General features: G+C 72.6%; 17 protein-coding genes. 10 read left to right on the top strand and 7 right to left on the bottom strand.

Annotation, left to right across the window (positions count from 1 at the left end; all coding sequences use genetic code 11):
• Positions 1-123 precede the first annotated feature (123 nt).
• Both NZH93_RS22755 and NZH93_RS22750 read left to right on the top strand, forming a co-directional pair.
• The gene (locus NZH93_RS22755) at positions 124-3,306 is read left to right on the top strand and encodes an ATP-dependent helicase (RefSeq protein WP_372506769.1); all 3,183 of its coding nucleotides are present in this window, start codon (positions 124-126) and stop codon (positions 3,304-3,306) included.
• Between the two features lie 31 nt (positions 3,307-3,337).
• Positions 3,338-6,949 carry an ATP-dependent helicase gene (locus NZH93_RS22750; protein WP_259625196.1) on the top strand — a complete coding sequence of 1,204 codons (3,612 nt, stop codon included), beginning with the start codon at positions 3,338-3,340 and terminating at the stop codon, positions 6,947-6,949.
• On the opposite strand, the gene NZH93_RS22745 is transcribed toward NZH93_RS22750, so the two are convergent.
• Positions 6,939-7,493: a hypothetical protein gene (locus tag NZH93_RS22745; RefSeq protein WP_259625195.1), complete on the bottom strand. Its 555-nt coding sequence runs from the start codon at positions 7,491-7,493 to the stop codon at positions 6,939-6,941. The two genes, NZH93_RS22750 and NZH93_RS22745, sit on opposite strands and share 11 nt — an antisense overlap.
• A gap of 125 nt (positions 7,494-7,618) precedes the next feature.
• Positions 7,619-7,999, bottom strand: a complete 381-nt coding sequence (locus tag NZH93_RS22740; RefSeq protein ID WP_259625194.1) for a DoxX family protein — start codon at positions 7,997-7,999, stop codon at positions 7,619-7,621.
• A gap of 204 nt (positions 8,000-8,203) precedes the next feature.
• Between NZH93_RS22740 and NZH93_RS22735 the strand changes: the two genes are divergently transcribed.
• Positions 8,204-9,619 (top strand): M20/M25/M40 family metallo-hydrolase, encoded by a 1,416-nt coding sequence (locus NZH93_RS22735; protein WP_259625193.1) that lies wholly within the window; start codon positions 8,204-8,206, stop codon positions 9,617-9,619.
• Entirely contained in the window at positions 9,616-10,683 is a 1,068-nt protein-coding gene (locus NZH93_RS22730) for a potassium channel family protein (RefSeq protein WP_259625192.1), read from the top strand. The genes NZH93_RS22735 and NZH93_RS22730 overlap by 4 nt, the downstream gene beginning before the upstream one ends.
• Before the next feature lie 28 nt (positions 10,684-10,711).
• Here NZH93_RS22730 and NZH93_RS22725 read toward each other — a convergent pair whose 3' ends face one another.
• Together NZH93_RS22725 and NZH93_RS22720 are read right to left on the bottom strand one after the other, a co-directional pair.
• On the bottom strand, positions 10,712-12,031 hold the full coding sequence (locus NZH93_RS22725) for a sensor histidine kinase (RefSeq protein ID WP_259625191.1): 1,320 nt from the start codon (positions 12,029-12,031) through the stop codon (positions 10,712-10,714).
• Positions 12,028-12,705 carry a response regulator transcription factor gene (locus NZH93_RS22720; protein WP_259625190.1) on the bottom strand — a complete coding sequence of 226 codons (678 nt, stop codon included), beginning with the start codon at positions 12,703-12,705 and terminating at the stop codon, positions 12,028-12,030. Before NZH93_RS22720 ends, NZH93_RS22725 begins: the two co-directional genes overlap by 4 nt.
• A 128-nt stretch (positions 12,706-12,833) precedes the next feature.
• Here NZH93_RS22720 and NZH93_RS22715 point away from each other — a divergent pair, with 128 nt between their 5' ends.
• Positions 12,834-13,265 carry a hypothetical protein gene (locus NZH93_RS22715; RefSeq protein ID WP_259625189.1) on the top strand — a complete coding sequence of 144 codons (432 nt, stop codon included), beginning with the start codon at positions 12,834-12,836 and terminating at the stop codon, positions 13,263-13,265.
• A gap of 12 nt (positions 13,266-13,277) precedes the next feature.
• Here NZH93_RS22715 and NZH93_RS50765 read toward each other — a convergent pair whose 3' ends face one another.
• Both NZH93_RS50765 and NZH93_RS22705 read right to left on the bottom strand, forming a co-directional pair.
• A complete protein-coding gene (locus NZH93_RS50765) occupies positions 13,278-14,786 on the bottom strand; it encodes a neutral zinc metallopeptidase (protein ID WP_259625188.1) in 1,509 nt (502 codons plus the stop codon).
• 189 nt (positions 14,787-14,975) lie between these two features.
• Positions 14,976-16,277, bottom strand: coding sequence for a neutral zinc metallopeptidase (locus tag NZH93_RS22705; protein ID WP_259625187.1), 1,302 nt, complete (start codon positions 16,275-16,277; stop codon positions 14,976-14,978).
• Between the two features lie 77 nt (positions 16,278-16,354).
• Between NZH93_RS22705 and NZH93_RS22700 the strand changes: the two genes are divergently transcribed.
• The 4 genes from NZH93_RS22700 to nudC are packed head-to-tail and all read left to right on the top strand — an operon-like array spanning position 16,355 to position 21,683.
• The gene (locus tag NZH93_RS22700; protein WP_259625186.1) at positions 16,355-18,034 is read left to right on the top strand and encodes a DUF2207 domain-containing protein; all 1,680 of its coding nucleotides are present in this window, start codon (positions 16,355-16,357) and stop codon (positions 18,032-18,034) included.
• 9 nt (positions 18,035-18,043) lie between these two features.
• Positions 18,044-19,333 (top strand): M16 family metallopeptidase, encoded by a 1,290-nt coding sequence (locus NZH93_RS22695; RefSeq protein WP_259625185.1) that lies wholly within the window; start codon positions 18,044-18,046, stop codon positions 19,331-19,333.
• Entirely contained in the window at positions 19,330-20,718 is a 1,389-nt protein-coding gene (locus NZH93_RS22690; protein ID WP_259625184.1) for a M16 family metallopeptidase, read from the top strand. Before NZH93_RS22695 ends, NZH93_RS22690 begins: the two co-directional genes overlap by 4 nt.
• Positions 20,715-21,683, top strand: coding sequence for an NAD(+) diphosphatase (gene nudC, locus NZH93_RS22685; RefSeq protein WP_259625183.1), 969 nt, complete (start codon positions 20,715-20,717; stop codon positions 21,681-21,683). The genes NZH93_RS22690 and nudC overlap by 4 nt, the downstream gene beginning before the upstream one ends.
• A 40-nt stretch (positions 21,684-21,723) precedes the next feature.
• Here nudC and NZH93_RS22680 read toward each other — a convergent pair whose 3' ends face one another.
• Positions 21,724-22,569, bottom strand: a complete 846-nt coding sequence (locus NZH93_RS22680) for an NmrA/HSCARG family protein (protein WP_259625182.1) — start codon at positions 22,567-22,569, stop codon at positions 21,724-21,726.
• 58 nt (positions 22,570-22,627) lie between these two features.
• Here NZH93_RS22680 and NZH93_RS22675 point away from each other — a divergent pair.
• On the top strand, positions 22,628-23,096 hold a 469-nt coding region (locus NZH93_RS22675; RefSeq protein WP_259625181.1), incomplete at its 3' end, for a MarR family winged helix-turn-helix transcriptional regulator.

The raw sequence follows: 23,096 nt of genomic DNA, 5'->3' as shown, positions 1-23,096 counted from the left end.
TCAAGTGGTGTTTTGGGGTTTGTGTTCTGGTTCCTACTGGGTGTGATTTTGTTGCCACGCTGGGCCACTCGGCGGGTGGTCGGCGTCTTGTCGGTGCAACGTGGTTCCATCACTCCCGTGGTTGTGAATTCCTCGCCTCTGCTGGTGCGTCGGTCGCCGGTGGATCGGCCTCGTCCGCAGTGGGATTCCGCTGGTCGGCGGGTGTTCGCGCACGGAGGGGGGTTCCTGCGGGTTCTGGGGGGGCCTGGTACTGGCAAGACCACGTTGTTGGCTGAGGTGGCTGCTGAGCGGGTTTTGAGTGGTGGGGCTGATCCTGAGAGTGTGCTGGTGCTCACTGCCAATCGGCAGGCCGCTGTGGCGATGCGGGCTCGGATCACCCGGTTGTTGACCTCCTCCTCGGAGGTTGACTCAGTGGTGTTGCGGACGGTTCGTGAGCCGTTGGTGAGGACGGTGCACTCGTACGCGTTCGCGGTGTTGCGGGCGAAGGCGGTGTTGGCCGGTGAGCCGCCGCCTCGGCTGTTGTCCGGGCCGGAGCAGGACGCGTTGGTGCGTGAGTTGTTGGCCGGTGATGTCGAGGACGGTGCGTTGAAGTGGCCGGAGCGGTTGCGGCCCGCGATCGGGTTGCCGGGGTTCACCGCCGAGTTGCGTGATCTGTTGTTGCGGGCCACCGAGCGTGGGCTGGGGCCGGAGGACCTGGTCGAGTTGGGGTACGCGCAGGGGCGGGAGGAGTGGGTTGCCGCTGGGCGGTTCGGGCAGCAGTACGAAGAGGTGTTGCTGCTGATGGGTGGTGATTCGTCGCCGTCGCTGGCGCCCGCGTTGGACGCCGCGGAGTTGGTCGACAGCGCGCTGCTGGCTTTCCACGCCGATCCCGAGCTGTTGGAGTCCGAACGGCGGCGGGTGCGGCACGTGTTCGTCGACGACGCGCAGCACCTCGACCCGCAGCAGTACGAGCTGGTGAAGCAGATCGGTTCGACGGCGCACGAGTTCCTCCTCGCGGGCGATCCGGACCAGGCGATCTTCTCGTTCCGGGGTGCCGATCCCGAGTTGCTCTCCGCCGCCGACCCGCAGGAGCGGTCCACGGTCGTGCTGAGCCAGGGCTACCGGATGACGCCGGAGGTGCGCGCCGCCGTGCACGGGCTGGCGGCGCGGCTGCCGGGGCGGTCGCCCGCCCGTGAGGTCGTGGGCGCCGGTGGTGAGGGCACGGTGCAGGTGCGGTTGCTCGCGTCCGCGGCCCAGGAGGCTAGCTGGGTGGCGGACCAGTTGCGTCGCGCGCACCTGATCGACGAGGTGCCGTGGTCGGAGATGGCGGTGATCGCGCGGTCGGCGACGAGGTCGCTGCCGGTGCTGCAACGGGCGCTGCTCGCCGCCGGGGTGCCGGTGGCGGTGCCCGGTGACGAGTTGCCGCTGGCCCAGCAGCCCGCCGTCCGGCCGCTGCTGGCCGTGCTGCGCTGCGCGGCCGTGCCGGGCACGTTGGACGAGGACACGGCGGCGATGCTGCTGTCGTCGGCGCTCGGTGGTGCGGACCCGTTGGCGCTGCGGCGGTTGCGCCGCGGTCTGCGGCGGCTGGAGATGGCCGCGGGCGGTGACCGGGCCAGTGGTGAGCTGCTGGTCGAGGTGATCGAGTCGAACGACCGGCTGGCCGCGCTGGAGGACGCGGAGGCCGTGCCCGCGCGGCGGATCGCGGCGCTGATCACCGAGGCGCGCAAGGACATCGCCGCGCACCGCAGCGTCGAGGTCGTGCTGTGGAACCTGTGGCAGAACTGCCGGTTGGAGTCGCGCTGGGTCAACCAGTCCTCGCGGCGGGGGACGGCGGGCATGCAGGCGGACCGCGACCTGGACGCGATTGTGGGCCTGTTCGAGGCCGCGGCGAAGTACGTGGACCGGCTGCCCGGCTCCACCGTGGAGGGTTTCGCGGACTACCTGGCCGCGCAACGGATCGCGGGCGACTCGCTGGCCGCGTCCGCGCCCGTCGGCGAGGCCGTGGCGGTGCTGACGGCGCACTCCGCCGCCGGTCGCGAGTGGACGGTCGTGGCGATCCCCGGTGTGCAGGAGGGGAGTTGGCCCGACCTGCGGCTGCGCGGGTCGCTGCTCGGCGTCGAGCGGATGGTCGACCTCGTGCACGGGATGGACCCGGCGGACAAGGTCTCCGCCGTCGCCCCGCTGCTCGCCGAGGAGCGCAGGCTGCTGCTGGTCGCCGCCAGCCGGGCGCGCACGACGTTGATGGTGAGCGCGGTGCGGGGCGAGGACGAGCAGCCGTCGCGGTTCCTGGACGAGCTGGACGACCTGACGACGGACGCCGTGGAGCGGCCGACGTTCACGCCCGAGCGCGGGCTCGTGCTGGCCGAGCTGGTCGGTGAGCTGCGCCGCGTGCTGTGCGACGACGAGAGCGAGCCGGACCGCCGTCAGCGCGCGGCCGTGCAGCTCGCCCGGCTTGCCGAGGCCGGGGTTCCCGGCGCGCACCCGGACTCCTGGTACGGCCTGCCCGAGGTGTCGACCGGCGATCCGCTGTGGACGGAGGACCACACGGTCAGCGTGTCCCCGTCGACGTTGGAGGTGCTCGCCAAGTGCCCGGTCCGCTGGGTCGTCGAACGCCACGGCGGCCAGGACCCGGCCGAGCTGGCGTCGATCACCGGCACCCTGGTGCACGCGCTGGCGCAGGCCGCCGCGAGCGGGGCGGACGAGAAGGAGCTGCGGCTCAAGCTGGACGAGGCGTGGACCGCCGTGGACGCGGGAGCACCCTGGTTCTCCCGGCGGGAGCGGATCCGGGTCGAGAAGATGCTGGACACGTTCCTCGACTGGCTCGCGAGCAGCCGCACCCAGCTCACGCAGGTCGCCGTCGAGGAGGAGATGCTCGTCGACGTCCCCAAGCAGCCCGGCGGGCCGTGGCTCAAGGTCCGCGGCCGGGTGGACCGGCTGGAGACCGACGCCGACGGCCGTCCGATCGTGGTCGACCTGAAGACCGGCAAGCAGCCCGTGTCGCGGGACGACGCCCAGGCCCACCCGCAGCTCGCGGTGTACCAGCTCGCCACCTCGCTCGGCGGGTTCACCCACCTCGGCCTCGGCACCGAGCCCGGCGGCGCGCGCCTGCTGTACGTGGCCAAGGAGGACAAGAAGACCGGCGCCGTCGAACGCTCCCAGGCCCCGCTGGACGAGCAGGGCGTGCGCGTCTGGCTCGAAGCCGTCCAGGACGCGGCGGGCTCCAGCACCGGCCCGGACTACACCGCGAGGGAGAACGCGGACTGCGACCGCTGCCCGGCCCGCACGGCGTGCCCGGTGCACTCGTCGGGGAGACAGGTGGGACAGTGACGTCCGTGGACGTCGACCTCCGGACCAGGGCATGAGCTTCGCCAGTCCGTTCGAGGTCGCCGCCGCTCTCGGGCTGCCCAAACCGACCGCCGAGCAGGCGGCCGTCGTCGCCGCGCCCGTCGAACCCGCGCTGGTCGTGGCGGGCGCCGGGGCGGGCAAGACCGAGACGATGGCCGCCCGCGTGGTGTGGCTGGTGGCGAACGGGATCGTGACGCCGGACCAGGTGCTGGGGCTGACGTTCACCCGCAAGGCGGCCCGGCAGCTCGCCGAGCGGATCCGGCTGCGGCTGCGGCGGCTCGGCGGGTCGGAGCTGCTGGACGACCTGGACCCGAGCGGGGAGCGGCGGGCGGCGGTGATGACGGCCGAGCCGGTCGTGCTGACCTACCACGCGTACGCGGGCAGGCTGGTGACCGAGCACGGGCTGCGGCTGCCGGTGGAACCCGGTGTGCGGCTGCTGACCGAGACGTCGTCGTGGCAGCTCGCGCACCGCGTCGTGTCGACGTGGACCGAGGACCTGGACACGGACAAGATCCCGGCGACCGTGACGGGGTACCTGCTGGCGCTGGCCGGTGAGCTGGGGGAGCACCTGGTCGAGCCCGACGCGTTGCGGGCGCACGCCGAGTGGCTGATCGGCGTGATCGAGAACGCGCCGAAGACCGCGCGGCAGAAGGACGGGCTGCCGGAGAAGCTGCGGGACATCATCGCCGCCCAACGCCTGCGGGTGAACCTGCTGCCGCTGCTGGAGGCCTACCAGGCGCGCAAGCGGCGGGAGGCGGCGATGGACTTCGCCGACCAGATGAGCCTCGCCGCCCGGCTCGCGAGCGAACACCCGGAGGTCGCGCAGGGCGAGCGCGAGCGGTACGGGGCCGTGCTGCTGGACGAGTACCAGGACACCGGGCACGCGCAGCGGGTGCTGCTGCGGTCGCTGTTCGGGCAGGGCGAGCCGATGCCGGTCACGTCGGTGGGCGACCCGGCGCAGGCGATCTACGGCTGGCGCGGGGCCAGCGCGGCGAACCTGCCCCGCTTCACCACGGACTTCCCCGCGGCGCAAGGGAAACCGGCCACCCGGTACGGGCTACTGACCAGCTTCCGCAACCCACCCGAGGTGCTGGCGCTGGCCAACGCGGCGTCCGAACCGCTGCGCGCGGCGGGGCTGGAGGTCGACGAGCTGCGCGCTCGCGACGGGGCCGGGCCGGGTGACGTGCGGGTGGCGCTCCTGCCGGACGTGCGGCAGGAGCTGGACTGGCTGGCCGACACCGTCGCGGCGCAGTGGCGGGAGTACCTGGACGCCGAGGACACCCCGCCCACGGCCGCCGTGCTGGTGCGGCGGCGGGCGGACATGGGCGCCATCGCCGCCGCGCTGCGGGAACGCGGGCTGCCGGTCGAGGTGGTCGGGCTCGGCGGGCTGCTGGACGAGCCGGAGGTGCGCGACCTGACGAGCGCGCTGCGGGTGCTGGTGAACCCGCTCGCGGGCACGGCCGCCGCCCGGCTGCTGACCGGGTCCCGGTGGCGCGTAGCGGCTTTCGACCTCGCGGCGCTGTGGCAGCGGGCGCGCGAGCTGGCCGGTGCGCCCAGCCGCCAGTCCGTTGTGGACGATCCGCTGTCGGTGCTGGCGGACGCGCTGCCCGGCGAGCACGCGGAACAGGCGGGGCTGGCCGACGCGCTGGACGATCCGGGCGACCCGGCCGCCTACTCACCGGAGGGCTACCGGCGGATCCGCAGGCTCGGCGGCGAGCTGGCGACCCTGCGGCGCAGGCTCGACCAGCCGCTGTCCGAACTGGTGGCGGACGTGGAGCGCACGCTGCTGCTGGACATCGAGGCGATGGCGCGCCCCGGCGGCGTCGGTCGGGCGCACCTGGACGCGTTCGCCGACGTGGTCTCGGACTTCGCCGCCGCCAGCCCTTCGGCGACGCTGCCGTCGCTGCTGGACTACCTGTACACCGCCGAGCACGCCGAGGACGGCCTGGAACCCGGTGAGGTGGAGGTCGCCGAGAACCGGGTGCAGATCCTGACCATGCACTCCGCCAAGGGCCTGGAGTGGCACATCGTCGCCGTGCCCCACGTCGTGAAGGACGTCTTCCCCGGCCGCCGCAAGACGTCGTGCTGGCTCAAGGCCGTCGCCGAGCTGCCCGCCGACCTGCGCGGTGACGCCGCCGACCTGCCGAAGCTGCGCGTCCCCGGCGGCGCCAACCGCAAGGAGGTGGAGGAGGCCCTCAGCCTGCACGCGGACGAGTTCGAGGAGCGGCGGCTGGTGGAGGAGCGCCGCCTCCTCTACGTCGCGCTGACCCGGTCCGAGCACAGCCTGCTGGTGTCCGGCCACTGGTGGGGCGAGACGGGCGAGAAGGTGAAGGGGCCGTCGCCGTTCCTGGTGGAGATCCACGAGGTCCTCAAGACGGCCGAGCACCCGCCGGGTGACGTCGTCGCGTGGGCCGACCCGCCCGCCGAGAACGAGCCGAACCCGCTGACCGGCGAGGAGAAGACGGCGCTGTGGCCCGCCGACCCGCTCGGCAAGCGGCGCACGGCCGTCGCGGACGGCGCCACGATGGTGCTGGCCGCCCTGGACCAGCGCCGGGACGCCGCCCGCCGCGACCTCTACGTGCCGCCCGCCGACGACGAGGCCCCGCTGCCCGAGCCCCCGCCCGAGTTCGAGCCGCCACCGGACGAGGACGACCACGAGCCGCCGCCCGACCACGACGACGGCCCGCCGCCGGAGGACGAACCCGATTACGACGAGCCGCCCGCCGACTACGACGACGGTCTACCGCAGGACGGCGAGCCCGACCACGACGAGCCGCCAGCCGACCACGAGCCTGTCGGAGCCGACCACGAAGAACCGCCGGTCGGGCGTGAGCCGTCGCCGGTCGCCGCCGCCGCGGTCGATGTCGGGCCGGTCTTCAGCGCGCCGGTCGGGGACGACTTCGACGAGCCCGCTCCCCTCGACGAGGAGGAGGAACTGGACCCGGAGGGCTGGTCGCGGGACGTGGACGTGCTGCTCGCCGAACGGGCCGCTGCGGCGAACCGGCGGGAGCGGGTCACCATGCCCGAGCACCTGTCGGTGAGCCAGCTCGTGGAACTGGCCACCGACCCGGACGAGCTCGCCCGCAGGCTGCGCCGTCCGCTGCCGTTCCCGCCGAACCCGATGGCCCGGCGCGGCACGGCGTTCCACACGTGGCTGGAGAAGCGGTTCGGCGCGAGCAGGCTGCTGGACATCGACGAGCTGCCCGGCGCGGCGGACGACGGCGCGGCCCCGGACACCGAGCTGGATCGGCTCCAGCGGGCGTTCCTGGCCAGCGACTGGGCGGACAGGACGCCGCACGACGTGGAGGTGCCGTTCGAAGCCGAGGTCGACGGGATGTCCGTGCGCGGCCGGATGGACGCCGTGTTCGCGGACCCGGACGGCGGCTGGACCGTCGTGGACTGGAAGACCGGCGCCGTGCCGGACGCCGACAAGCTGCCCGCGCTGTCGGTGCAGCTCGCCGCGTACCGGCTCGCGTGGGCCGCGCTGGCGGGGGCCGAGGTGGAGAGCGTGCGGGCGGCGTTCCACTACGTGCGGCACGACCACACGTTGAGGCCGACGGACCTGCTCGACGCGGAGGGCCTGCGGACCCTGATCCGGTCGGTGCCGGACGGGTCTAGGAGCTGACGCGGGAGGAGGCCGGGACCTCTTTGAGCACCCGGTCGTAGAGCACCTCGAGCAGCCAGCGGCCGAACAGCGACGGGCCGAACTCGGTCGACCGGTCCTCCGGCGGCACGAGCAGCTCGGCGGTGTAGCCGGACTCCCCGGAACCGGTCTCCTCGGCGGCCACGACACCGATGCCGTAGTAGTCCAGCTCGATCAGCGGCCACGACTCGCGCCCCTGCGGTCCGGGCAGGACGACCGCGCACGGGGCGAGCGTCATCAGCGTCCCGCACGACTGGAGCGCGCGGTCCACCGTGGACTCGCCGACCAGGACGCCCACCAGTTCGACGGCCGAGACCGGGAGCTGGTCGTGCGCGGTGGGCTCGAACCAGGAGCGGAACCAGGACGGGTCGGCCTGGGGAGGCCACCCGTTCGCGGTGCGCCACTCGTGCACGTCGTCGCGCACCCGCACGACAGCCGACACCTGGTGGCCGAGCACGGCCACGTCGGGTACGACGGTGCCGCGCCAACCAAGTGCCGACGCGGCTTGGTGGAGGAGCGGTTGCACTCGGGCATCCTATGGGTCGTTGCCGGGTCAAGGACAGTGGTCAACAGCGCTGGGTGCCTTACCGGCAGCCGTGTGTGATCAGATCACACCCGCGGGGGTTCCGGCGGTGCCGAGTGGCAGCGGTCTCATGCCGCCGAACGGCGTACCCGCAGCGCCCAAATGATCAGCGGGACCTGGAGGGGCAGCCTGCCCCACGCGATCGCCTTGGCCCGCGGGCCCCGGTGCCGGTAGTCCAGCGCCATCTTCACGTTGGCCGGGAACACCGCCGCGAACAACCCCGCGGCGACCAAGCCGCCGAGCTTGCGGGTCTTCGGCGCGGCCACCGCGGCGGCCACCGCCAACTCCGCGACACCGGACGCGTAAGTCCAGGTCCGGGGCTCGCCGGGCAGCGCGCGCGGCACGATCGCGTCGTACGGCGCGGGCTTGGCGAAGTGCGTCACCCCGGCGGCGCCGAGCAGTGCGGCCAGCGCGAGCGCCGACCGCGAAGAGGCACGGGCAGGTTCCATGCCGCAACACTGCCACGAGCCGCGCCCGGCCGCGCGGACGGGGCCGGTGAACCGTTCGGGGGACGTGTGAATTCGCCGTTGTCGAACACCTGTTCCACTGGTCGGCGACGCCGGTGTGACCACCGTCCCCCAGGCGCGGGTCGGTGGACCGAACGGAGCGGACTCGCGTTCGGCGGCCCGGCTCACGGTTTACTCTTCCCCGTCGTGACCGCTGATCGGGTAAATCCCGAACCGCCCGAGCGCGCGGCCGTCGCCGCCCTCGCGGATGACTTCCTGACGTCCCTGCGGGACTGGATCACCATCCCGTCGATCAGCACGGACCCGGCGCACCACGGCGACGTGGCCAGGTCGGCGCACTGGCTCGCCGACGCGCTGCGCGCCGACGGGTGGCCGGAGGTGGCCGTCTGGGACCACGGGCCCGCGCTGCCCGCCGTGTACGCGTGCTGGCCCGCCGAGGACCCGGCCGCCCCGACCGTGCTGGTCTACGGGCACCACGACGTGCAGCCCGTCGACCCGCCGGAGGCGTGGGAGCACCCGCCGTTCGCCGGGGTCGTGGTCGGCGAGGAGCTGTTCGGGCGCGGCTCCAGCGACGACAAGGGCCAGGTCGCGATGCAGTTGCTCGGCGTCCGCGCCCACCTCGCTGCGACCGGGGCGCCCGCTCCGGCCGTGACGCTCAAGTTCTTCGTCGAGGGCGAGGAGGAGTCCGGGTCGCCGCACCTGGCCGACCTCCTCGACCGGCACACCGCGGACCTCGCGTGCGACCTCGTGGTGTTCACCGACACACCGCTGTACGCGCGCGACGCGCCCACGGTGAACACCGGCCAGCGCGGCGTGCTCGGCGCCGAGGTCACGTTCACCGGCGGCACGTCCGACGTCCACTCCGGTCGGGTCGGCGGCGGTGTGCCCAACCCGGCCACGGCCCTCGCCCGCCTGGTCGCCGCCCTGCACGACGACGACGGCCGGGTCAGGCTGCCCGGTTTCTACGCCGACGTGGTCGAGCCGACCGCCGCCGAGCGCGCCGACCACGCCGCCCTGCCGTTCGACGAGGCCGACTGGCTCGCGGCGAACGCGGGTGGGGCGCAGGCTGTGGCGGGGGAGAAGGGGTGGTCGACCTTGGAACGCGTGTGGGTGCGGCCGACGGCCGAGGTCAACGGCATCAGCGGCGGGTACACCGGGCCCGGCCTGAAGACGGTCGTGCCGCGCGAGGCGTCGGTGAAGCTGTCGTTCCGGCTCGTGCCGGACCAGGAACCCGCGGCCATCGCGGAGTCGCTGCGGGAGTTCGTCGCCGCCCACACCCCGCACGGCGTCACGGCCGCCGTGGTGCTGCGGGGCGAGGGCACGCCGCCGTACGCGATCGACGTGGACCACCCGGCCGCCGTCGCCGTGCGCGACGCCGTCGAAGGGGCTTTCGAGCAGCCGGTCCGGTACAGCCGCACCGGCGGTTCCGGCCCCGCCGCGGTCCTGCACGCCACGCTCGGCGTGCCCGTCGTCTACCTCGGCGCCACCTTGCCGGATGATCGGATCCACGCTCCGAACGAGCGGGTAGTCCTGCCCCTGCTGCTACGAGGCGCCGAAGCCGCCGCCCGGTTGTGGCGATCACTCCCTGAGAGGCTGTCATGATCCGGCGGCTCAACCCTGCCGATCGGCTGACCGACCGGCCCGACCACTCGCTGGTCGGCGTCATCCGGATGCCCGACGCACCGGAAAGCCCGGCCCGCGCCATCATCAAACGGGTCGTCGGCGCCACCGCCGCCCTGTTCATGGCCGTGGTCATCGTCTACCTCGACCGCGACGGCTACCGCGACGTGAACGGCGACGGCCTGTCCTTCCTGGACGCCGTCTACTACGCCACGGTCTCCCTCTCCACCACCGGCTACGGCGACATCGCCCCCGCCAGTTCGTCCGCGCGCCTGGTCAACGTCCTGGTCATCACCCCGCTGCGGGTGCTGTTCCTGATCGTCCTGGTCGGCACGACCCTCGAAGTCCTCACCGAGCGATCTCGGCAGGCGTTCCGCATTCAGAAGTGGAGGACCAAGGTGCGCAACCACGTGGTCGTGGTCGGGTACGGGACCAAGGGCCGCTCCGCGGTCAGCGCCCTGCTCGGCGACGGCGTGTCACCCAGCCACATCGTGGTCGTGGACACCGTCCAGGAGTCGCTGGACTCCGCGTCCTCGATCGGCCTGGTGACCGTGCACGGCTCCGGCACGCGCAACGACGTGCTGCGGGTCGCGGGCGTGCCGAACGCGCGGGCCGTGGTCGTGGCCGCGAACCGGGACGACACGGCGGTGCTGGTGACGTTGACCGCGCGGGAACTGGCGCCCAAGGCCCAGATCGTCGCGTCGGTGCGGGAACGCGAGAACGAGCACCTGCTGCGCCAGTCCGGCGCGGACTCCGTGGTCGTGTCGAGCGAGACCGCGGGCCGACTGCTGGGCATGGCCACGGCGACGCCGTCCGTGGTGGACATGGTCGAGGACCTGCTCACGCCCGACGCCGGGCTGGCCATCGCCGAACGCGACGTGGAGCCGTCCGAGATCGGCGGCTCGCCCCGGCACCTGCCGGACATCGTGCTGGGGGTCGTGCGGAACGGGAAGCTGTACCGCGTCGACGCGTCGGCGGCCGACGCCATCGAGGCCGGGGACCGGCTGCTGTACATCAAGAAGGTGACCCCGCCGGACGAGTCGTGAGAGCGGGCCACCGGTGAGCGGTGGCCCGTCAACGCGACGCGAGCGGCAGCGACAGGACGAACGCCGCGCCCGGCTCGCCGGGGTCCGGGACGGCGCACGTGAGGTCGCCGCCGTGCGCGCGGGCCACGCCGCGGGCGATGGCCAGACCGAGGCCGGAGCCGCCGTGGCGGCGGTCGCGGGCCTCGTCGAGGCGGGTCAGGCGGTCGAAGATCCGTTCCCTGTCCCGGAACGCGACGCCCGGCCCGTTGTCCTTCACGGTCACCAGCGCACGGCCCGCGAACACGCCGACGGTCAACCGGACCTTGCCCTGCGGACCGGTGGCCTGCCGGGCGTTGTCGGACAGGTTGACCAGCACCTGCGCGAGCCGCTGCGGATCGCCGTCGACGACCACCGGGGCGCCCTCGGCCTCGATGTCCAGGTCCGGGGCCAGGAGCGTGCTGCGGGAGACCTCGGCCTCGGCCAGCGCGAGCAGGTCCACCCGTTCGAACTGCAACTCCAGGCCCGCGTCGATCCTGGCCAGCGCGAGCAGGTCGTCCACCAGCCTGCCCGCCCGGCGGGACTCCCGGACCAGCAGCAGGTTCATCCGGTCGCGCTCCTCGGCGCCCGCCTCGTCCAACCCGGTCTGCATCAGCGCCTCGGCCACGGCCTGCACGCCCGTGATCGGCGTGCGCAGCTCGTGCGCCGCGTCCGCGACGAACCGCTTGGTCCGCTCCTCCGACGCCCGCGCCGTCGCCTCCGCGCCCTCCAGCGAGTCCAGCATGTCGTCGAACGCCGCCGCCGTGCGACCCAGCTCGTTGTTGGTGCGCAACGGGTTCAGCCGCCTGCCGCGGTGGCCGCCGGTGATCGAGCGGGCGAGCGTGGTCATCGTGTCCAGCGGCGCCAACGCCCGCCGCACGACGAAGACCAGCGCGCCCGCCGTGACCGCCAGCGCGCCGAGACCGACGGCGGCCAGCAGGTTCCGCAGCCTGATCTGCGCGGCGGACAGCACGGTCGTGTCGCCGTACAGCGTGATCGACGACCCGTCCGGCAGGTCGCGCTGCACGGTCTTGAACCGCTCGTCGTTGTCCGGCGCGGTGCCGTAGGTCATGCCGTTCGGCATCGTCAGCAGCACCTGCACGCCCATGCCGTCGACCTTGTGCACCAACTGGTTGCCGGTGTACTTCTGCGTCTTCGCCAACTGCTGCGCGGTGCGCGCCCGGTCCAGCAGGACGGTCTCGACGTCGCGGCTCGACTGGGACGCGAACAGCGCGTCCACGGTGAACACCAGCGTGACCATGACCGCGAACAGCACGATCATCACCGACAGGGTCACCCGTCGGCGCAGCGAGACCGTCTTCAGCCTGCTCACGGTTCGTCGGCCCGCAGCACGTACCCGAGGCCGCGGACGGTGTGCAGCAGCCTGGGGCCGTTCTCCTCCAGCTTGCGCCGCAACGCGCTCACGTGCACCTCGACCAGGTTCGGGTCGTAGTCCTCGTAGCCCCACACGGCCGTGAGGATCTGGGTCTTGCCGACGACGCGGCCGCGCTGCGCGGCCAGGTAGCGCAGCAGCCGCAACTCCGTCGCCGTCAGCTCCACCGGCTCGGACCCGCGCAGCACCACGCCGGAATCGGCGTCCACCACCAGGTCGCCGACCTGCACGGTCGACGGCGTGCGACCCAGCCTACGCAGCACGGCGCTCACCCTGGCCACGAGTTCGGCCAGCACGAACGGCTTCACCAGGTAGTCGTCCGCGCCCCGGTCCAGCCCGCGCAGCCGGTCCGCCACCCCGTCGCGCGCCGTCAGCATCACCACGCCCGCTCCGCTGGACCGCCGCACCACCTCCAGCAGCGCGAACCCGTCCCGCCCCGGCAGCATCACGTCCAGCACCACCAGGTCCGGCCGGAACCGCGCCAGGTCGTTCTCCAGCTCCCGCCCGTCCGGGCGCAACTGCACCTGGTACCCGGCGTCGCGCAGCGCCGATCCCACGGCGGCGCCGATCGCCTCGGCGTCCTCGATGACCAGTACCCGCGCGGCAGTAGACACCAGCACATTCTGCTGCCGGTCGGCCCACTCCCGCTCGGGGAGCGGCCCGGCTTCAGGTACCGCTCAGTTGATCATCAACTGCGCGGGCGGGGTTACCGGGGAACGCGCGGTCTGCGACGATCCTCCGCGTGGCGGTGAGGCGTAGCCCGGTGACCTGGGGGCTGGTCCTCCTGGTCGTCGCACTGGTGGGACTGGGCACAGCGGTCGCCGTGTGGTGGCCGCTGTCCGGCGCGGGCGAAAGGATCCGGGTCACGGCGACCGTGGTGAAGCCCGCGTCGTGCGGGAAGAAGGAGTTGGACCAGGTCGAGGTGACCGTGGACGGGAAGGTCCGGACGGTCCCGCTCGACGGGTGCGGGCACCGGGAGCGGGAGTCGGTGGACGTGCTGCTGCCCGCCGACACGTCCGGCGACTTCACCGTGCAGACGGCGGGGGCGGTGTCGGACGCCGCGCCGCTGTCGCAGCGCCTGGAGACGCTGATGCTGTGCCTGAGCGGGTTGGCGGGCGGGTTCTACGTGTACCTGATCAGCAAGCCGGTGCCCCGGTTGATCTCGGCGGGGTGATCGGGCCGGGGGTCAGCCGACCTCGGCCGCCGGAGCCGCGTAGGTGTTGCAGGCGTTCGTGGTGTTGGCCTCGAAACCGCTGAGCGCCCAGTCGCCCTGGTTGGCCGGGCTGCCGTGGGCGTTCTTGTCGGGGGCTTCCTCCATCGCGTACTGGAAGTCCTCCTCGGCGCGGTTGGCCAGTTCCGCGCTGATGGAGCCCCGGCCCGCCGCGGCGCCGAGGAACATGCCCGCGAAGCAGTTCGCCTGTAGCTCGATGCGGCGGGACATCTCCAGGCCCGCCGGGGTCTTCTCGCCCGCGCCGACGATCTTCAGGTCCGCCGCGCGGAGCATGCCGGTCATGGCCTGGACGTGGTGGCCGTACTCGTGCGCCAGCGTCGCGAGGTGGGTCGCCGGGCGGTCGCCGCCGCCGTTCTCGCGCAGCCTGCCGGTGGGCATGTAGATCATCCGGTTGCGGCCGCAGTAGTAGGCGACGGCGTCCTCCGACGCGGGGGCGGCGCCGCACGGGCCGTTGGACAGCTCCGGGGCGGCGTCCAGCGACGGCGGTTCGAAGGGCAGGTTCGCCTCCTTCAGCACCGGGCCCCACGCGTTGTCCAGGCAGGTCACGCCCGCCTTGTAGTAGGCGGCCAACTGCTGGTCCGAGGTGCCGAACACCGGGAGGTCGCAGGTGATCTGCGGCAGCGACTTCGGGTTGACCAGGAGCGGGTGGTCCTCCAGGCGTTGCACGGCGCGAGGGCGTGCGGGCTCGGTGCTGGTCGGGGCCATGGCCGCCGTGTACGGGGCCGCGACGGGGCGGCCCGCGACGGGTTCGCGGGCGTCGAGGCGGCTGAGCAGGCCCAGGCCGAGCACGGAGCAGATGATCATGGTGAAGACGCTGACCAGCACGGCCGGGCTGTTCTTCGGGCGTTCGGCCGCCAGGGGCTCGGCCGCGAGTGGTTCGGCTGCCAGGGGTTCGGCCGGGGTGGGCCGCGGTTCGTCCAGGTCGTCGGTGTCGAGCACGCCGGTGAACACCACGGTGTCGACGTCGTCGGGGTCGCGGACGACCTTGGGGAGTTCGAACAGCTCGCCCTGCTCGACGGGCTCGACCTGGACGGGCATGAGGAACTGGGTGGGCTCGGAGGCGCGGAAGATCTCCGGCACGCCGAACGTCTTGGCGACCGGGGTCTCGGCGGCCGGGGCGGACGCGGCGGTGGGATCGGGCCCGGCGCCCGCGACCGCGAAGAACTCCATCGCCTCGGCGGTCAGGAAGGTGTCCGGCTCGCCGGGGGCCTGCGTCGGCTCCTCTGCGGCCGGGACCGTGGCCAGCCCGTCGGCGGGCTCATCGGCCGCCGCAGGTGGGACGGCCTCGTCGTTCGCGGGCAGATCGTCCTCGGCCGCCGCCGGCGTCACGGCCACCGGGGTCACAGCCACCGGAGTCACGGCTTCCGCAGGTGCGGGCTCCTCGACCGCGGCGGTCGCGTCCACCGGCGTGCGCCCGGCCTCCTGCTCCTCGACGGCCGAAACCGCCGCCGAGTCATCCGGCACCCCGACCGCTCCCGAACCAGACCGCACAGCCACCCCGTCGTCGCCCTCGACCAAGCCCTCGACCACGCCACCGCCACCCGCGCCACCAGTCGATGAGCTCCCGCCACCGCTGCTGACCTGGCCACCATCATCCACGACGCGCGCACCGGCCGACTCGCGCGGCGGTGTCACGCCCCCGTAGCCCACCCGTCAGCTAACGCTCTGCGGGTCCGACACCCACGTGTTGCAGGCGCTCGTCTCGTTGTTGGTGAACCCGTCCATGACCCACTGGGCGTTGCGCTCGGGCGCGCCGTGGTCGCGGGTGGGGTACACGGGGTAGTCGCCCCTGGTGCTCGCGTCGCGCAGCGCCACGTCGATCACGTCCCTCGGGATGGCACCGTGCGAGAGAGGTGCGAGGGTCATCCCGCCGAAGCAGGTCGCCTGCAACTCCTTGCGGCGGTTCAGGTCCAGGCCTGCCGGGGTGTCCCAGCCGCCCTTGTCGTACTGCGCCTCGCCCGAGGCCCGCAGGATCCCGGACAGCCACTGGATGTGGTGACCGTACTCGTGCGCGAGCTGCCCCAGGTACTTGCCGGGGTGGTTCGGGTTGTTCGAGCCCTGCTCGCTCGCGTAGTAGTTCGCCGTCCAGTAGATCGTCCCGTCGCAGTACATCGCGGTCCGGTCCGGACCCATCTGGCCGCACGGGTTGGTGATGGCGGACGTGACGATGACCAGCTCGACGGGCTGGTACGGCAGGTTGGCCTTGGTGAACGACGGCTTCCACATGTTCTCGATGCACGGCAGCGCGGCCCGCAGGAAGCTGTCCTGACCGGCGGGGGAGTAGTCCATGCCGGGCAGCGGGCAGCCGTCGATGTCGAACGCGCCGAGCCCGGCCTTGTGGATCGGGTTGTCGCCGAGCTTGATCACCGCCTTCGGGCCCGCGGGCTTCGACGAGGTGGCCGACGCGGTCGCGGAGCGGCTGGTGCTGGCGCGGCCGCCGCTCGTCGTCGCCGCGGTGGTCGTGGTCGTCGTCGGGGGCGTGTAGCTGTACGTCGAGTACCCGGCGTACCCGGCGTCGCTGGCGCGGCTGGCCGTGCCGGTGGCGGCGACCACGCCGATGACCGCGATGCCGAGGATCGCGACGGCGAACAGCACACCCGCGAGGACCGGGCCGTTGCTCTTCTTAGGCTGGTAGGGCGGGTACTGCGGCGGCGGACCCCAGCCGGGCGGGCCTGGCGGACCCGGCGGGACCGGGCGCTGCTGGAACTGGGTCTGGTGGGGCGGCGGCGGGCCCCACGCGCCGGGCGGCGGCGCGGCCATCGGTGGCGGCATGACCGGGCGCGGCGGCGGCAGCGGCGGGAGGGCCTGCTGCGGCTGGGGGCGCAGGCCGGGCCACTGTGACTGCTGCGGGGGCCCCTGACCCGGCTGCTGCTGGGGGTGCAATGGCGCGGGCAGCGGAGGCGGCCCTACCGGTCGGGGCGGCGGCCAGCCTCCCGGCGGCGGTGGTTGCGTCATTGGTTGAGGTTCCCCCATTATCGCTTCTACCCGAATCAGCACAAGAGCATAGGCGGACTCCGCTATTGTCCGCGGCCGTGTTGAAAAACTGGGGAGTGGCGCTGATCGGCGCGGTCGCGCTGTGCGGTCTCGCGGGGCCCGCGTCCGCCCAACCCACCAGCGGCCAGCCGCTCCCCGGAGCCTTCGGGACCGATGTCCGGCTCAAGCTGGAACGCGACGGCAAGGTCACCGTCACCGAGGTCGTCACGGTGCCCGAGGGCACGACCGCGCGGCGCACGGTGCCGCTGCGGATCGCCGTCGGCGAGAACCGCGACCGGGTGTTCGAGATCAATGACGCCTCCGTCGAGGGCTCTGGCTCGGCGTCCGCGAACGCCGAGGAGTTCACCGTCTCGGTGAACTCCGGCACCTCCACTATTCACTACGTGCTGATCGGCGCAGTCGCTCAAATCGGTGACACCTTGGAGTTGCGCTGGCAGCCCGCCAGTGGGTGGGACACCCCCCTCGACTCGGTCTCGCTGTCGGTCATCGCGCCGGACGCGCCCAGGTCGGTGACGTGCCTGGCCGGTCCGCCGAGCTCGTCGTCGCCGTGCACGACCGCCGAACTCGGTGACGGCCGTGGCGTGCGGGCGAAGGAGGTCGGCCTGGCGCCCGGCGACCGGGTCGACATCGCGGTCGGCCTCCAGGACGGGGCCGCGCCCGCGAACGCCAGGGTCGTGGAGAGCGGTGGCCTGGCCGCCGCGTTCGCCCTCACCCCGGCGGGCGCCGTCGCGCTGCTGGTGCTGGTGGTCGTGCTGGTCGGCGGGTTCGCCCTGATCTGGTTCCTGCGCGGCCGCGACGCCCGCGCGCTGGCCGCCGACGTCGGACCGGTCGACGTGCTGGTCGCGGGACCCGGCGGCGGCGTCGCGTTCGCCTCGCCGGACGGGGTGCTCCCCGGCCAGGTCGGCACGGTCGTCGACGAGCACGTCGACGTGGTGGACGTGACCGCGACGATCATCGACCTCGCCGTCCGCAACTACCTGTGGATCTCCGAGGTCGGGTCGGCGGGCGGGGTGCTCGACTGGACGCTGGTCCGGCGCAACCCGGTCGACGACTCGCTGTCCGGCTACGAGCGCGCGGTCTTCGCGGCGTTGCTGCCGGACGGCACCGACTCCGTGCTGGTCTCCGAGCTGCGCAGCCGCAAGATCGACCTCGGCGAGGTGCGCGACCGCCTCTACACCGACGTCGTCGACAAGAACTGGTTCACCCGCCGCCCGGACGCCGTCCGCGGCCGGTGGTCGCTCTACGGGGTGGTGCTCGCGGTGGCCGGGGTCGGGCTCACCGTCGGCCTCGCGTTCAGCGGCGGCGCGGCCCTGCTCGGGCTGGTCGTCGTGGTCGCGGGCCTGGCCCTCACGGTCGGCGCCCGCTCGATGCCCGCCCGCACCAAGCGCGGCAGCGCCCTGCTGGAGCACGTCCGCGGCCTGCGCGGCTACCTCCACGCGGTCTCGCCGGGCGACATCCCCGAAGCCGACCGCGAGATGGTCTTCTCCCGCTCCCTGCCCTACGCCGTGGTGCTCGGGGCGACGGACCGCTGGCTCGGCGCGTTCGCCCCGCTGGCGTCCGGCACGGGCGGCACGCCGGGCCTGTACTGGTTCGGCGAGTCCGAGAGCAGCCCGGATCTCGGCCGGTTCGCCCGGCACTTCCCGGCGTTCCTCGGCGCGCTCGACGGTGTGCTCGCCCAGGCGGGGCACCTCCGATCACTCAGGGGCCAGAAGCCGTAGGCTGCTCGTATGGCGCTACCCGAACTGCACAGGTTCACGCTTCCCAACGGACTGCGGGTGGTGCTCGCCCCCGATACGAGTGCCCCGGTGGTCGGCGTGAGCGTGCACTACGACGTCGGCTTCCGGTCCGAGCCCGAAGGGCGCACCGGCTTCGCGCACCTGTTCGAACACCTGATGTTCCAGGGCAGCGAGAGCCTGGAGAAGCTCGCGCACTTCCGGCACGTGCAGTCCTCTGGCGGCACGTTCAACGGATCGACGCACCCCGACTACACCGACTACTACGAGGTGCTGCCGTCGGCGGCACTGGAGCGCGCGCTGTTCCTCGAAGCGGACCGCATGCGCGCCCCGAAGATCACCCAGGAGAACCTCAACAACCAGATCGACGTGGTGAAGGAGGAGATCCGCCTCAACGTGCTGAACCGGCCGTACGGCGGCTTCCCCTGGATCCTGCTGCCCCCGGTGCTGTTCAAGACGTTCCCGAACGCCCACAACGGCTACGGCGACTTCACCGACCTGGAGAACGCGACCGTCGAGGACTGCGCGGCCTTCTTCGACACCTACTACGCGCCGGGCAACGCCGTGCTGACCGTGGCGGGCGACTTCACCGTCGAGAACGCGACCGAACTGGTCGAGAAGCACTTCGGCGACGTCCCCGCGCGGACCGTGCCGGAGCGCCCGTCGTTCGCCGAGGACGCCCCCAAGGGCGAGATCCGCGCCGAGCAGACCGACCCGCACGCGCCGTTCCCGGCCGTCGCGATCGGCTACCGCGTCCCGGACCCGGTGACCGAACTGGACGCCTACCTCGCCTACCTGGTGCTGGCGGGCGTGCTGACCGACGGCGACGGCTCCCGCCTCCAGCAGCGCCTGGTGCACCGCGACGCCATCGTCACGGACATCAACGCGGGCTGCGGCCTGTTCGGACCGCTCGAGGCCCGTGACCCGGACAGCTTCACGATCACCGCGATCCACGCGCCGGACGTGCCCGTCGACCGGGTCATCGCCGCGCTGGACGAGGAGTTGCAGCTCCTCGCCGAGGAGCCGCCGACGGTCGAGGAGCTGGCCAAGGTGACGGCCCGCTGGGCGTCCACCATGCACCGCGAGCACGACCGGCTCACGAACCGCACGCTGGCCTTCGGGTCCGCGGAGCTGCTGTTCGGCCGGGCCGAACTGATCCACGAGCTGCCGGACCGCATCGCCGCCGTGACCGTGGACGAGGTCTCCGCCGCCGCGAAGGCCCTGCGTCCCGACTCGCGCGCCGTCCTGATCGTCAACCCCGCCACCGCCGGAGGTACCGAGTGAGCGTCCCCGTTTCGCACCGCAGCGCCGAGGAGATCGGCCGCACGGAGCAGGGGCCCCGCCCGCTTCCGGAACTGGGCGAGCAGCGCGCGCCCGCCGACCTGTCCACCGTGGACACGACGATCGCCAACGGCCTGCGGGTGATCGCGGTCCGCCGCGCGTCCGTGCCGATGGTCGAGGTGCGCCTGCGGATCCCGTTCGCCGACCCGGCGGCCACCAGCGTCGGCTCGCAGCACGCGGCGGGGGGCGAGGTGCTGGCGAACACGATCCTCACCGGCACCGCGACCCGCGACCGCATCGCGATCGACACCGAGCTGGCGCTGGTCGGCTCGGAGCTGGACGCGGTCGTCGACCCCGAGCGCCTGAGCATCTCCGGCAGCGTCCTGGCCACCGGCCTGGACACCGTGCTCGACGTGATCCGCGACGTGCTGACCGGCGCGACCTACCCGGCCGACGAGGTGGACCGCGAACGCGACCGCCTCGTCGAGCGGATCGCGCTGGCCCGCTCGCAGCCGAACGTGATCGCCCGCGAAGCCCTCCAGAAGCACCTCTACGGCGACCACCCGTTCGCCAAGGAGATGCCGGAGGCCGAGGAGGTCGCGCGGGTGTCCCGCGAGGACGTCGTCGCGCTGCACGCGAAGGCCGTGCTGCCCAGGGGTTCCGTGCTCGTGCTGGTCGGCGACATCGACCCGGACTCGGTCATCGGCACGGTCGAGTCCGTGCTGTCCGGCTGGACCGGCGAGGGCACAGCCGTCACGATCAGCCCGCTGCCCCAGGTCGCGGCCGGCGACGTCGTGCTGATCCACCGCCCCGGCGCGGTGCAGTCGCAGATCCGGCTGGCGGCCCGCGCGGTCCAGCGGACCGACCCGAAGTACCCGGCGCTCCAGATCGCGAACCTGGTCTACGGCGGCTTCTTCTCCTCCCGCCTGGTGGAGAACATCCGCGAGGACAAGGGCTACACCTACAGCGCCCGCTCGCACCCGGAGTTCACCCCGCACGGCGCCAGCCTGATGATCGACGCGGACACCGCGAGCGACGTGACGGCGGCCGCCCTGCTGGAGACCCGCTACGAACTGGCCCGCCTCGGTCTCGTACCGCCGACAGCGGACGAGGTGGACGTGGCCCGCCGGTACGCCATCGGCTCCCTCCTGACCGCCACCTCGTCGCAGGGCGGCCTGGCGTCGTTCCTGGTGAGCCTCGCAGGCCTGGGCCTCGACCTGGACTGGTTCGTGGCCCACCCGGAGCGACTCGCCAAGGTCACCGTCGAGGAAGTCGCCGCAGCGGCACTGGAGTTCTTCGCCCCGACCGCGTTCACCGGCGTCCTGGTCGGCGACGCGGACAAGCTCGCGCCGCAGCTCAAGGCGCTGGGCGGTGTGACGCTGCCGTGACCGGCCCGTTCGAACTGCTCGGCCCGCCCGCACTCTCCAGGTTCACCGTCGACCGACGCGAACCACTGCGAGCGGACACCGAACGCCTGGCCGCACTGTGGCCGAAGTCCAGAGTGCTGGTGATCGACAAGCGCGGCCGAACCCTGGTGGTGGACAAGGGCTCCCGCTTGGTGGACCAGCCCGCACCGGACTTCGGCGACGCCCCGCCCGCCACCGCCGTCCTGCTGGGTGAGCAGGACGGCGTGGCGTACTGGGGCGTTCCGCTCGCGGACGACGAGACGGACGTGCAGGTCACGGCCGCACGCGCGTGGCAGTTCCCGGAGTTGACCGAGGAACCGCAATGGCTCGACCTGCGGGCCGTGGGCGCACTGCTGGACGACACCGGCGCGGGCCTCCTGACCTCCGCCGTGGCGGCCTTCGCGTGGCACCGCAACGCAAAATTCTGCGCCCGCTGCGGCTCCCCAACAGACTCCGTCAAGTCCGGCTGGGCCCGCGTGTGCACGAAGTGCTCGCACGAGGAGTACCCACGCACCGACGCCGCCGTCATCTGCCTGGTCCACGACGGCGTCGGCGTCAACGGCGAGAACGTGCTGCTGGCCAGGGGAGCGGGCTGGCCGGAAGGCCGCTACTCAGTCCTGGCGGGCTTCGTAGAAGCAGGCGAATCCCTGGAAGCATGCGTAGCCAGGGAAATCGAAGAAGAGGTAGGCGTGAACGTCACGTCAATCCGCTACCTCGGCAGCCAACCGTGGCCGTTCCCCCGGTCCTTGATGGTCGGCTTCACCGCCACCGCGGACCGCACGGAGAAACTGGTACCGGCGGACGGCGAGATCGCCCAGGCCAAGTGGGTCAGCCGTGCCCAGGTCCGGCAGGCCTTGGCCGAACCGGGCAGCGTGGAAGACCTCCTGCTGGCCCCCGGCGCGTCCATCGCGTACCGGATGATCTCCTCCTGGGCCGAGGCCTCCTAGCCTGATCCGGGTGCGGTGGCCGCGACCACCGCACCCGGTCTCAGAGCAGCGTGCTCCACGGTTGCAGCGCCACGACGTCGGCGTACCGCGTCCAGGTGATCTCCGGCAGCGACGCGTGCAGGGCGGCCACGTCGACGTCCATCCCCACCTCGGCGAAGTAGCGGAACATCAACGCCAGGTCCGTCGAATGCCGCTCGATCACCTCGAGCGGCGGCCGGTGGTGCCGAATCGGCGACCCGATGGCCTTCTCCAACGCCTCCGCCATCGCGACGGGCGTCGTCACCTCGCCTGCCAGGTCGAGCCGCACCCCGGCGAAGCGCGACGGCTGCTCCAGCGCCAGCACCGCGACAGCCGCGATGTCGGCCACGGCGACCAGGTGCAGCGGCGCGTCCGACGGCATCGGCAGCCCGAGGACCCCGTTCCGCAACCCGCTCAACGTCCAGTCGCCGAACTTGTCGTCCACGAACGCGGCAGGCCCGAGCACGGTCCACGGCACCCCGCTGCCCGCCAGGTGCTCCTCGATCCGCTGCTTGCTGTCGAAGTGCGGGACCCCGGTGCCCCGATCGGCGTTGGCGGCCGACGTGAACACGACGTGGCCGACGTCGGCAGCCGCGTCCACCAGCGCGATCCCCTGCCGCGCCTCGGTTGCGGGATCGGTGCCGAACGGCGTGGTCACCGCGAACACGGCGTCGACGCCGTTCAGGGCGGACACGAGCGACGCGGGATCGTCGAAGTCACCGCCGACCACCTCGGCTCCGGCGTCACGCAGGTGGGTCGCGGTCGCCGGGTTCCGGGTGAGCGCGCGAACAGCGTGACCTCGGGAGAGGAGCAGGCGGGTGACGGCACCGCCTTGAGCGCCGGTGGCACCCGTGACCAATGTTTTCATGGGGAAAGATTGACGGTGAAAACATTCCGGAGTCAAGCGAATTGCTAGGATGCCCACCATGACCGAGCCGACCGACGCCCTGCTGGCCTGGCTGTACGCGCACCAGGGCGTCGAGGCGTCCCAAGCGGCCATGAGCGAGCGCATGGAAGCCGTGGCGGGCTGCTCGCTGCTGGAGCACTCGGCCCTCTACCGGCTGAAGATGAACGGCGGCAGGCTCCGCATGCTCGACCTGTCCGACCTGCTGGCGGTCAGCCCCAGCGGCGTGACCCGCCTGGTAGAACGCCTGGTCAAACGCGGCTGGGTGGCCCGCGAACAGCCACCGGGCAACCGCAGGCTGGTACACGCGGTACTGACCGAGGAAGGCAGACGAATGGTCGAGAACACCACCGCCGCCGTCTACCGGGACACCGTGGCCGCCACGTTCTCCGACCACCTAAACGACCGTGACATCGCCGATCTCAAACGCATCGGCCGCAAACTCCTGGAAGCCCACAACAGATGGGACGCACAACGCTTCGCCACGGAAG

Source organism: Umezawaea endophytica (genome assembly GCF_025061645.1).
GTDB lineage: Bacteria > Actinomycetota > Actinomycetes > Mycobacteriales > Pseudonocardiaceae > Umezawaea > Umezawaea endophytica.
The sequence above is the reverse complement of the archived record's forward strand: the minus strand, read 5'-3'. Positions and strand labels throughout refer to the sequence as shown.

Coding starts and splice junctions, on each gene's coding strand:
- NZH93_RS22750 (WP_259625196.1), top strand. CDS start 3,338: ATGAGCTTCGCCAGTCCGTTCGAGGTCGCCGCCGCTCTCGGGCTGCCC.
- NZH93_RS22740 (WP_259625194.1), bottom strand. CDS start 7,999: ATGGAACCTGCCCGTGCCTCTTCGCGGTCGGCGCTCGCGCTGGCCGCA.
- NZH93_RS22730 (WP_259625192.1), top strand. CDS start 9,616: ATGATCCGGCGGCTCAACCCTGCCGATCGGCTGACCGACCGGCCCGAC.
- NZH93_RS22705 (WP_259625187.1), bottom strand. CDS start 16,277: ATGACGCAACCACCGCCGCCGGGAGGCTGGCCGCCGCCCCGACCGGTA.
- NZH93_RS22695 (WP_259625185.1), top strand. CDS start 18,044: ATGGCGCTACCCGAACTGCACAGGTTCACGCTTCCCAACGGACTGCGG.
- NZH93_RS22680 (WP_259625182.1), bottom strand. CDS start 22,569: ATGAAAACATTGGTCACGGGTGCCACCGGCGCTCAAGGCGGTGCCGTC.